At 45.5% G+C, this 11,917-nt stretch carries 8 protein-coding genes; all 8 read left to right on the top strand.

What is annotated here, in order from left to right; all coding sequences use genetic code 11:
* Positions 1 to 109 precede the first annotated feature (109 nt).
* Positions 110 to 1,033 carry a hypothetical protein gene (locus HW115_RS08410; protein WP_178932178.1) on the top strand — a complete coding sequence of 308 codons (924 nt, stop codon included), beginning with the start codon at positions 110 to 112 and terminating at the stop codon, positions 1,031 to 1,033.
* Positions 1,034 to 1,248: 215 nt separating this feature from the next.
* On the top strand, positions 1,249 to 2,634 hold the full coding sequence (locus tag HW115_RS08405; protein ID WP_178932177.1) for a glycoside hydrolase family 27 protein: 1,386 nt from the start codon (positions 1,249 to 1,251) through the stop codon (positions 2,632 to 2,634).
* A 71-nt stretch (positions 2,635 to 2,705) separates the two neighbouring features.
* Positions 2,706 to 3,845: a sialidase family protein gene (locus tag HW115_RS08400; RefSeq protein ID WP_178932176.1), complete on the top strand. Its 1,140-nt coding sequence runs from the start codon at positions 2,706 to 2,708 to the stop codon at positions 3,843 to 3,845.
* A gap of 126 nt (positions 3,846 to 3,971) precedes the next feature.
* Positions 3,972 to 5,090, top strand: a complete 1,119-nt coding sequence (locus HW115_RS08395) for a redoxin family protein (RefSeq protein WP_178932175.1) — start codon at positions 3,972 to 3,974, stop codon at positions 5,088 to 5,090.
* 571 nt (positions 5,091 to 5,661) lie between these two features.
* Positions 5,662 to 8,430 (top strand): family 43 glycosylhydrolase, encoded by a 2,769-nt coding sequence (locus HW115_RS08390; protein WP_178932174.1) that lies wholly within the window; start codon positions 5,662 to 5,664, stop codon positions 8,428 to 8,430.
* A 170-nt stretch (positions 8,431 to 8,600) separates the two neighbouring features.
* On the top strand, positions 8,601 to 9,365 hold the full coding sequence (locus tag HW115_RS08385) for a LamG domain-containing protein (protein WP_178932173.1): 765 nt from the start codon (positions 8,601 to 8,603) through the stop codon (positions 9,363 to 9,365).
* A gap of 478 nt (positions 9,366 to 9,843) precedes the next feature.
* Positions 9,844 to 10,551, top strand: a complete 708-nt coding sequence (locus HW115_RS08380; protein ID WP_178932172.1) for a PEP-CTERM sorting domain-containing protein — start codon at positions 9,844 to 9,846, stop codon at positions 10,549 to 10,551.
* 335 nt (positions 10,552 to 10,886) lie between these two features.
* Complete coding sequence (locus HW115_RS08375; RefSeq protein WP_178932171.1) at positions 10,887 to 11,663, top strand: LamG domain-containing protein; 777 nt, start codon at positions 10,887 to 10,889, stop codon at positions 11,661 to 11,663.
* Positions 11,664 to 11,917 lie beyond the last annotated feature (254 nt).

Genomic DNA, 11,917 nt, shown 5'->3' with positions numbered 1-11,917 from the left:
AGACGCGCAGGCGGGATGGGGTAATTTTTTTTCCGCCTGCGTATTGCAATACCCAATGAGTTGGCGAAATGCGCCAGTCGGAAATGTTACCTCTGCATAAATAATAACCATGGAAAGATCTAGTAATAACACCATAGCTTCGATGTATTTTGAACGATCCTCTATTGAAGATCTTGAAAATGTATCTGGTTCATTATGGCAGGATAAATCACGCTGGGGTTCCTCTAAGCTGGGGCAAAATGCTGAAAAGTCGATGAGTGCTCTAAGAGGAATCGACCAGTGTTTTACTGTGATTCCTTTATGCGTTTGCAATGATCTTGTGAATAAGTTTATTGATGGCCACAAGGGTGAGCCAACTCGTAAAATTGAAGTGTTTCTCTCAGATCTTGGAACGACCAAAAACCAATTTGGCTTTAGCGGGTCTCACATACTCAGGCGGTATATCAAAGAGACTTGTGAGGGTATTCATCAGGATTGGGTCAAAAGTAATGTAAAAAAGCCCTTAGTGCTTGGTTCAATGAGCCTGATAGGGTGGATGCGCAACCTTTATACTGATCAGGAAATCGTCAGTGTGTATCGAAATCAACCGAAGCTATTTACTGAGATGGTGATTACTGTTTCTGAATGTTTGATAGAGCTTGTATTTCAGCTGTTTGATCAAGGTATAATTCCAGATGTGGTTGATTTCAGGGAAGACTTGAATTTTGATCTACTAGACGAAAATGAGAAAAGTGATCTACTTGGCGTGATGGCCAGGCACTATCAAAAAATAACTACCTTTTTCGAAATTCATGGCACGACGTTGTTTTCACTAAGTGTGGAAATCTGCACGGATAGCTTGAGTCTATTGTGGCTGGAAGGTGGAATAAATGTTCTTAATTTCACTCAAATGGAGAGTGACGTTACTCAATATAGAGGGCGCACAAATGCAAATTTAAGAATATTAAATGAAGCGACTCTCAGCGGGTTTTGTGGATACGTTAGTCAAAACCGAAAGCAATTGATTGGAAATCAAGAGAACGTGTTCTATTAAGGGGGATCTGTTGTTTTTAGTCGATTCCACGATTTAAGGGATGATGGGTTTACTGTAAACTGGGTGTCGAGTTGTTTCGAGCCATAGGTTTCGATATGCTTATAGATAAGAACCAAGTAAGCAGCTTCCAAGTGAGCAGCTTGTTTGATTCAGAGGGTAGCGAGTACGACGCATGAGCGACTAAGAACTGCTAGTTAAAATACCTATTCAAGATTATGAGACTATTAAATAAGATGCTAGGAACTGTGCTCATTGGCTCGGTTAGTGTAAGTTTGGCCAATTCTGTGGAGTCGGTTTCAGAGAACAGTAAGAAAGCCTTTCACGCATGGGCTTCGACACCTCCCATGGGCTGGAATAGTTGGGACTGTTATGGTCCCACAGTGACGGAGGATGAGGTGAAGGCGAATGCTGACTATATGGCTAAACACCTTAAGGACACGGGCTGGGAATATATTGTCGTCGATATTCGATGGTATGTTGAGAATACCAAGGCGGGTGGCTATAACAGGAATAATCCTCAGTATGTGATGGATCAATACGGGCGTCTGCAACCAGCAACCAATCGTTTTCCTTCGTCCGCAGGAGGGAAAGGATTTAAGCCCTTGGCTGATTATGTTCACAGCAAGGGCTTGAAGTTCGGTATTCACCTCATGCGTGGTATTCCCATTGCGGCGGTCAAGAAGAACACTCCCATTCTTGGTAGTACTGCCAAGGCTGCGGATGTGCATAGTCAGGAAAAGATGTGCCGGTGGTTAAAAGACATGTATAAAGTGGAAGCGGGACGTGAGGGCTCACAGGAATACTACGATTCTATTTTTAAAATGTATGCCGAGTGGGGTGTTGACTATGTCAAGGTAGACGATCTCTCTTTCCCGTATCACAAAGATGAGATCGAAATGATCCGTAAGGCGATTGATAAAACGGGACGCCGCATTGTATTTAGTACCTCACCTGGAAAGTCTCCATTGAGTGAGGCCGAACACCTCAAAGGGCACGCGAATCTATGGCGTATGTCAGGTGATCTTTGGGACAATTGGAAGTCTGTTGAGCATAGCTTTGCTCTTTGCAGGTCCTGGTCAAAGCATGTAGGCACCGGGCATTGGCCAGATGCTGATATGCTTCCACTTGGTAGGCTCTCAATTCGTGGTGAGCGCGGTAGAGATAGAATGAGTAAGCTATCCAAAGATGAGCAAATCACACTGATGACCCTTTGGAGTATTTTTCGATCGCCTCTGATGTTTGGTGGTGACCTTCCTAGCAATGATGAGTTCACCTTGTCTCTACTCAATAATAAAGAGGTCATGGCTGTCAATCAGGCTAGTACAGGCAACCGTGAGATTTTAAACAAGGATGGCCTTAGTATATGGGTGGCGGATGTCCCTCATTCGAAGGAGAAATACGTGGCTTTGTTTAATGTTCATTCTCCAAATGGAGAAAAGCCAGTTAACATGACACTCAATTTTAAAGACATCGGCCTAGTAGGCACTTGTAAAGTGAGAGACTTATGGACCTCCAAAGACCTTGGCGATGCTGAAGAAAGCTATTCAGTAATCGTTCCTAAACATGGTTCGAAGCTCTATAAAGTGACTCCGAAGGAATAATTCTAATGTCCTTAGGTCGACTTCTCGGCAAAGCTTTGTGAGCCATTGAGCTTATTCATCTCATTTTTTCTATGAAAAAACGAATTCAACGACTATTTGCCATAACAGCGCTGGGGGTATCATTGACAACGACCCACTCTGCAGCCGATGACTACCAACCCGTCTATCCTCAATATCAAGAAGACGAGACGCTTGTTTTCAGAAGCGGCATCGTAAAATACGTCGATGATCTCTTCATCGAGGAAAAGGACGCGTATGGTGTTAAGCAATACCGCATTCCAGACCTCACAAAGCTTCCCGACGGTCGACTCGTGGCTACGATTGTCTGCCGTTGTAGTAGAAGCGGTGATCACAGTAAGAGCACTAGCTTTTTTGCAGTTTCCGAAGATGAGGGGAAAACTTGGAATAAAATCACGTTCAATACTGACTACGAAAATATGGTTGCGAGGCCGGCGACAGATTTTCCTATGACCGAAAGAACTCAGGAGACGCAAGTTGTCTGGTATCCAGCGATCAAGAAGTTTGTGGCGATCTATCTGACTAAATCCAGAGTTTGGTTTGTGACCTCTGCCGATCTCAAAACCTGGTCTAAGCCTGTGCAGGCTGCTATTAATGTGCCGGATGCGAAAGGCTATTGGCCATCGCCTACATCACTACAAATTGATCAAGACGGTTCACTGATGTTCGCTATTACAGGTAGCCAAAAATCTGATGGTAGTAGCTTCGCCCGACTCATCTGGACAAAAGATCTTAAAGGTTTTGAAGTTTCTCCATCAATGCCGGTGAAGGGCAATGAAACAGCGGTAGTTGCCATCTCAGGAGGCAAATATTTTGTCTCTACTCGCATATCACCTCAACGCATCAATATGACCTATGAGCGCAAATCTCAACGTTGGAGCGAAGCTCTCCCATTCCCCGCGCCACATCATTGGCGCTGCGAGGTTGATTTAGTGAATGATGGAAAGTTCCTCTACATGGCGACTCCATTGACACGAAGCCGAACCCAAGGACGTCTTTACCGCAGTCATGATGAAGGGAAAAGCTGGAAGGAAGTAGCCAAACTAAGCGGCGACGACCATTTTGGTTATAGTTCTCTCGTCGTGCTAAAAAATGGAGATATAGGCATTCTAGCAGAACGGGCGAGATTGAAATCTAAAACCACACCGGTGAATGCCGATATCGTTTTTAAGCGAATCAAGATCGACCAATGATAATCGCGGACTGAGGCGCTAGGAGCAAGCCCTTGAGGTTGTTCTGACAGATTTGCGAGGGTGGGTATGATCCCATACCTATTTTGAACTTGCCCTACTGGAGAGCTTAACCAAATGTAATGACATATGAAATATTTTTTACTTAGTTTATGGATAGGCTTAGCTACGATCTCATCATGTTTTGCCCAGCTTCAAGTTGGTGATGATGCTCCGGCTCTCAATTTCGAGCACACTGCACAAATTCCAGATGGACAAAAAGCAGAGATAGCATCACTTAAAGGTAAAGCCGTGGTACTCGAGTTTTGGGCTACGTGGTGCGGTCCGTGTATAGCCTCTTTCCCTCATCTTAACCACCTCAACAAGAAGTATCAGGATAAAAATGTCGTATTTATTTCTGTCACCCACGAAACACCTGAAGTCGCTCATAACGTGCTTAAAAAAAAGCCACTCCATACTTGGCTTGGTTTTGATACCGACGATGCTTTACGCAAGGCTTTCGGATTTAAAAGCCTACCTCAAACCGTGCTGATTAGTCCCGAGGGGAAGATTGCGGCAATCACCCGTCCCAGTGAGCTGACTCCAGCGGTTATCGATGCTCTCATCGCAGGAAAAGCACTTCCTGAGGTTTTGACAGAAGCTATCAAAATTACGCCAGGAACAGACCCAACTACAAAAAGAACAGGTCTGAATATTTTACGCGAGACAGCCTATCCGCAGGCCAAAATGTCATTCAACAGAAGCCGTGATGGTACTCAGCTTACTCTAATTAATATCAACGCTGAGATGCTTTACCGAATTCTTCTCCAAATCCAACGCACACGTATCATCGGTAGAGAACTCCTCGAAGGACACAAATTTGATCTCATCATCAACGTTAAAGAACAGGATGAGCTTCCCCAATTGGCCGATGACCTGATGACTCAACTTGGTTTCAGCATCGAGCTTACAAAACGACCACTGAAAACTTTAGTTGTCAAAGCGGGGGGTAAAGGGGGGCAAAATACCACCAAAAATGCGCGCCGTATGGAGATGAAACGAATCGTTCCTCTCTTAGAAAATTACGAAAACACCCCAGTTATTGATCAATCCAAGCTCACTGATATTTACCTGAGCGGCCTACCTAAAAAAGGCTACATCACTAATTTGCGCAAACTCATCGTTGATCAAGATCAACTAAACATCAGCGAAAAAACGCAAGAGATCGATGTCCTTGTCATTGAAAAATTACCAAAGCCACACAAGTAAAGGTAGTAACATCGTGTCAGCGGTGATTTAGCAAGATCCACTGCGGCTCACTTTTGCCATGACCATCCGTCATCAGTGTCGAGTCTGGCCTTAAATTTAACGCTGTTGATACTCAGCTGGAATCGACCAGGGCTCCCCATCTACATCGTCGAGTCTGATGAAAAAAGGGGGGCTGTGATAAAAATAATCAAACTAGGTTGATAGCCCCGTACATTTACTTCGCCCAACGAACTTTGACTAGGATACGATCAACGATGTCTTTTTCCCGAATCCTCGTATCAAGCTCGTAATTGAGTTCTCCGTCGGTACCGCTACCTTCACTGAAACCACAGTGGAGGGCCTAGTGCATACATTCGCAGGTAACCAAACAGCCCGTGCTAATCCGCCTAGGCTGATCATCAGTTCAGAATAATCCCTCTCTTTAACACGGCGAAGGAGCTTCGCCTTATCACGCCTTGCCACTTGACTGTAAAGTCTTCAATGTCTGAAAACATGTGCTAATCAGCAATGATTAGAGGTATAAAAAATCAGCTTGGCTGAGGACTCGTAAATAGTAAAAATGATAAACCGCATGAGAAGAAAAGAGATCTTGAGTTTGATGGTGATGATGACGCTTGTTTTTCAAATGGTAGCTATTGGGGCGTCTAAAGAGCGGGTCCATGTGTTTGCTTCATTTCGTGGGAATGGCCAAGATGGGCTGCACTTGGCATACAGTCGCGATGGACTCGAATGGAAAGCGTTGATGGGAGACCGGTCGTTTCTGAAACCACAAGTAGGTGGAAAATTGATGAGGGACCCTTGTATCATTCAAGGGCCTGATGGCCTATTTCATATGGTGTGGACTACCGGATGGTGGGACAAGACAATTGGTATTGCTCATTCTAAAGATCTGATCACGTGGAGTGAGCAAAAAGTAATCGGTGTGATGGAGCATGAGCCGAAAGCAAAAAATTGCTGGGCTCCGGAGATCACATGGGATCCCGATGATCAGCAGTACGTGATCTATTGGGCGACAAGTATCCCCGGTAAATTCACTGAGACTCTAAAAAGAGCGGGAGGGGGGAATCACCGCATGTATTACACCACGACCAAAGACTTTAAGACCTACACAAAAAGTCAGGTGTTTTACGAGCCTGGTTTTAGTGTCATCGATTCAACGATCATTCATAATGGGGACCATTACGTGATGATTTTCAAAAACGAGTCTGGAAATCCTGCTGAGAAAAACCTCCGGATTGCAGTCAGTGACAAAGTGACGGGTCCTTGGAGTAAAGGGGCAAAGCCGTTTTCGCCCAAGGGGCTATGGGTGGAGGGGCCAACATGTACCAAAGTAGGTGATTACTGGTATGTTTATTATGATGTTTATCGGAAGCACCGTTACGGAGCGCTAAAAACAAAAGACTTTAAAAATTGGGAAGATATATCTAGTGAGATTCGATACCCTAAGGGACTGCGCCACGGCACAATCTTTACCATCAGTGAAAAACATTTCAATGATCTCCAGGAATATAAAGGGCCCCCTCCAGTTAAGGAGCCTTTGCAAAACGGCTCGTTTGAAATAACGACTAAAGGAAATCCTCGAGACTGGAGTCCGGTGACTTGGCGTGGAAAATCTGAGCAAAAATTTGCCTTAAACCAGGGACGTAGTGACTCAGGTTGTGTTCTTATCAAATCGGCTTCTGGTGCTGATGCTGCATGGTCAACACAAGTAGCGGTCAGCCCGCAAAGTCGCTACCGATTATCAGGGTGGATTCAGACACAAAATGTCGTTCCTGGAAGTGGCCATGGTGCACTGTTGAATATTCATAACCTCAGTCACGTTAAAACGACTGCGGTGACAGCCACCACTAAATGGAAAAAAGTCCAGGTTGATTTTGAGACAAATGATGAGAGTGAAATTACCATTAATGCCTTATTGGGTGGATGGGGGACCTCGACAGGCACAGCCTGGTACGATGACATTCACGTGGAGTACCTCGGCGAGAAAAAACAACCAGCCCTTAATTGGCCAACCCCCAGTGTGAACCCCGTCATCCCGGACTGTGCCGCAGATCCTTCCATATCGGAGTTTGATGGAGTATATTATCTGACCGCGACCACGGACGACTGCCCACGCCCAAGCTTGGGCCATTGGCAAAACGGTCCCGCGGTTGTTTGGAAATCAACAGATTTGGTGAATTGGTCTTTTCAAGGGCACGCAATGCCGGAAACAAACGACAAGCTCTATTGGGCTCCAAGCCGAATTATCAAACGAGATGATACATATTTGCTCTACCCGACAATTGATAAAAAGATTCGTGTTGCGGCAGCGAGTTCTCCCGAAGGCCCCTTTCGTTTGATTGCCGGAACCGATAAAACCCCGCTATTGAATACGATCGACGCGGAGGTGTATGTGGACGATGACGGCAAAGGCTACCTCTTTAGTAACCATCGCAAAGTATGGCGAATGAATGATGATTTTACCGCTGTATCAGGAGATCCCATTTCGATTCCGACTCAACGCAAAGGATACAGCGAAGGACCGATTATGTTCAAGCGTAAGGGGATTTATTACTACTTATACACTCTTGGTGCCCATGAGTCTTATCACTACGCTTACTGTATGAGTAGAACATCTCCACTGGGACCGTTTGAAACACCTGTGGTCGATGTGATTGCTAAAAGCAATGCGGTGTCCGGTATTCATGGCCCTGGACATGGCACCGTTTTTTCTCCATCTGATAGTGAAAATTACTACTTTGTTTATTTGGAGTATGGGAGAGGTGGGGTCACCCGCCAGATTTCCATTGACCAACTTAAATTTAATGAAGATGGCACCATTCAGCCAGTCAAGTTGACGACCACAGGCATTCAACCACTTATCAATGCCAATGCTAAACACGAAACAGTTACAGGCATTAACTTGGCTACTAAGAAGGAGGTGATTGTCTCCGCATCGAGCTCTCGCGCTCCTGTGTCAGTTTATGGGCGAAGGGATCGCAAACGCCTGATACGCAAACAAGATCACCTGCCCACGTGTGCTGTTGACCAATCAAATTTCACTCGATGGCAGCCAGAAGAACAAGACAAAGCCTCATGGCTGATGGTGGATCTTGGGAAACCTTATACGGTTCAACGAAGTGAACTTTCTCTCTATCGGCCAACGCTAGGGCATGCCTATCGATTGGAGGTATCCATGGATGGAAAGTCTTGGAAAACAATTACTCAACCAAAAGAACGTCAAATAAAATCACCTCAAACGGATGATTTTGATGTTCGAGCCCGTTACTGGAGGCTTTCTATTCAAGCCGGGCATCAGGGAGTTTGGGAGTGGAAGTTACTCGCTAACACTCATCCATAAATTGGTGTCAAAGGTTGACTGTAAAGTTGATCGTGTATGCAATCTCATTGAGTGAAAATTTATAGAGGATTAGGGTCAATTTATCGCTCGTTAGAAATCTCTTTATTGAATTCAGGGAGTCGAGAGGGAGCGATACAGAGCTCAGCGCCCAATATCAACCAATCGCAATTATGAAAAAAACGGAACTATCGACCATGGCAATCAGCATCGGACTTACTACGATGTCGACAGCTGATTTAGTGCACCGGTATAGTTTCGATACCGATGCCCGTGATTCGATAGGTGGTGCTGATGGCATTCTTGTTGATGGAGCATCGATCTCAGGAGGGGCTGTAAAGCTGGACGGAATCGACGACTACGTTAGCCTTGATGCTAAATCTATAGGCATGAATGCTTTCTCCTCAGTGACGTTGGAGGCATGGTGGTTACACAATGACCTCACCAAATGGCAGAGGGTCTTTGATTTCGGTGACGATACGTCAGATTATCTGTTTTACTCACCGGTCGGAGAACCTGATAATATGCATCATCAAACCGCAGGTCTCAAAAATGGTGCTGTAGAGCAGTTGACGACGAATTCAGGCAAATTGCCCGCAGGAAGGTACCATATGGCGATGACCTTTGACGACGCTACTGATACTGTCACGCTGTATGTGGACGGAGTGGAAGTGGCAAAAAATACCTCAGTGACGAACACCTTGGCATCCATTGGAGCAACGAAGGCTTATTTGGGGAAAGCTCAATGGGAAAAAGATCCCTACCTTGGAGGCTCGATTGAAGAGTTTCGCATTTATGACACGGCTCTTTCAGGAGCCGAGGTTGCTTTAAGTTTTACTCAAGGGCCTGACGTTGCACATGACGTTGTGCCTAAACCAACGAGTGTGACTTTGCTTGGATTAGGGGGCATAACGCTGATCCTTCACCCCAAGAAATAAATTTTTGCTTGTTTTGTATATTTTTTAAGCAAGAGAAAGAGGTTGGCAGAAATGTTTGCCTCTTTTTGTCTGTGTGAGCTAGGGTGCACTGACTTGGGGGTAAACGACGATTCGCATCATAGCCTCTGGGGTGATACTGTAGCGTGTTTCACGCTAAGTCATTAAGCCGTCAGGTGATGAAAATGCTCTTCCTTTCGCGATTTGGTGTGATTTCCCCTATTATTCTGATTCTGGCATCAACATGGAAAAGCGGAGCCAGCACATGAATTTGGTTTTTAAGAAGAAAGACCTCGATTTCAACAGTCTGATCCGAGTTGTCTCGTGAACTTTATTGTAAACTTAATAGCCGGTATGATTTTATTGAAAGGGGTGGGGTGGATGTTGAAAACTATATCTAGTTTCTAGAAGACTTGTGAGATATTCTCAACCTAACAAAAATGGCGTCTGGAACAGTCATAACCTAAATTAAAAAAATACCATGAAAAATATAATATTATCAACAATGACAGTAAGCCTTGGGCTTGCCGCGATGGCGGTCTCCGTGCAGGCTGCTACAGTCAGCTGGAATGTGGTCGACACTACGACCGTGCAAGGCCTTGCGGGAGTCCATTTAGCTGATAATTGGTCTAACTCCAACGTCGAGTCACTCGAAAACCTACAAGACGATTCGGGTATTGCCACAACCATCGACGTCGCCTTTACCTATACTGCCGGCAACATCTGGGATATTGGCGCCGAGCCAGGAGTGGATACCGACGGTTCTTGGAATCGGAACATGCTCAACAGTTATCTCAATGTTGGATCAGGCAACACCTCTACGGTAACTCTTTCCGATATTGCATACGGCTCCTACGACATCTACGTTTACTTCGGTTCTGACGTAGCGGGGCGGGTCGGCACCATCACTGTAGGAGGCACGACCTATTCCTTCAATACCATCGGCCCGAGTTCAGTCAGTGGTTCGAATGCCGTCTTTGCTGCTGCGGACTCAGGCACCACTACGGCAGATGCCGCCAACTATGCTGTCTTTTCCGGACTCAGTGGAGCTACGCAGACCGCCACGGTTGACATTAATAGTTGGGGTGGCATCTCGGGCATTCAGATTGTCCAGTCTGTTCCTGAGCCAAGCAGTGCCGCTCTGCTTGGATTGGCTGGACTCGCTCTGATTCTTCGCCGCAGGAAATAAAAATTTGCTTGTTTTGTATATTTTTTAAGCAAGAGAAAGGGGGAGGCAGAAATGCTTGCCTCTTTTTTTGTCGGTGTGTCCTATTGGGCGTATTGACTTGGGGGTTAAACGACGGCTTGCATCCTAGGGCTTTCACACTGGTTGAGGCTCTTTAACCGTCTGAGTCGAATGGTTCCCAATGATTTTACTGTAAAGTCATAGGCTTGCACTATCTGATTGATTGGTAAATTGATGGAGGTTATCGTTACATTATCGCTTTTGAGACCTTCACTCTGAAATCAAGAAGAGCGGTAGCTAAACTCAAACTCAAACTTAAACTCAACTCAAGTATAACTATGAAAAATACACTATTAACAACAATGACCCTTGGTATCGGCCTTACAGCGATGTCAAATGCTGCACTGGTGCACCGGTATAGCTTCGACACCGATGTCAGTGATTCTATCGGAGCGGCTGATGGCGCACTTCTCGGTACTGCGACTGTTTCAGGAGGCGCGCTACAATTAGACGGGGCTGGCTATGCGGCCCTTGATTCGAACTCGATTGCGATTAGCGGTTTTTCAGAAGTAACAATGGAAGCTTGGTGGTCACATGACTCACAGGCCAATTGGGGGCGAGTCTTTGACTTTGGTGATACCAACGGTTCCGGTATGGGCAGAAACTACCTCTTTTATTCGCCTGTAGGGGACCCAGGTGGTGACGCAGCACAATATGCTGCGATTTCCGATGCTGATCCGGGTTTCAATAATGAAGACTTTATTAACTTACCTGGAAAGTTAGCCAATGGTGCCTACCACATGGCTTTAACATTTAACAATGCGACAGACACGATGACACTGTTCATCGATGGTGTGCAAGTTGGTCAGAACACCGCAGCGACGATTAACTTAAGCGATGTCAGTGATGCCCATGCTTATTTGGGTGAAGCCTCTTATCCGGGGGACAATAATCTCAGCGGCTCCATTGATGAATTTCGTATTTATAACACGGCTCTTTCCGCCCAGGAGGTAGCTGCAAGTTTTGCAGCAGGAGCTGACGTTGTGCCCGAGCCAAGCTCATCAGCCCTTCTCGGTCTCGGTGCACTCGCGCTCATCCTGCGCCGCAGGAAATAAAATTTTGCTTATTTGTATATTTTTTAAGCAAGAGAAAGGGGTAGGCAGAAATGCTTGCCTCTTTTTTTGTCGGTGTGTAGCGGTAGCGCGCTGCGTCGGTAATCATACTAAGTTTTGTCCATAGCTTTATTGTAAAGTTGATGGCCGACACTATTGCATGGATTGGCAAGTAGGTAGTGACTAATGTCCCTTTATCGCTCATGAGTCCATCTCTCAGTAATCAAGAAAACAACTAGAATAGCGATAACCAACCT

This window comes from Oceaniferula marina, assembly GCF_013391475.1.
Classification (GTDB): domain Bacteria; phylum Verrucomicrobiota; class Verrucomicrobiia; order Verrucomicrobiales; family Akkermansiaceae; genus Oceaniferula; species Oceaniferula marina.
The sequence above is the reverse complement of the archived record's forward strand: the minus strand, read 5'-3'. Positions and strand labels throughout refer to the sequence as shown.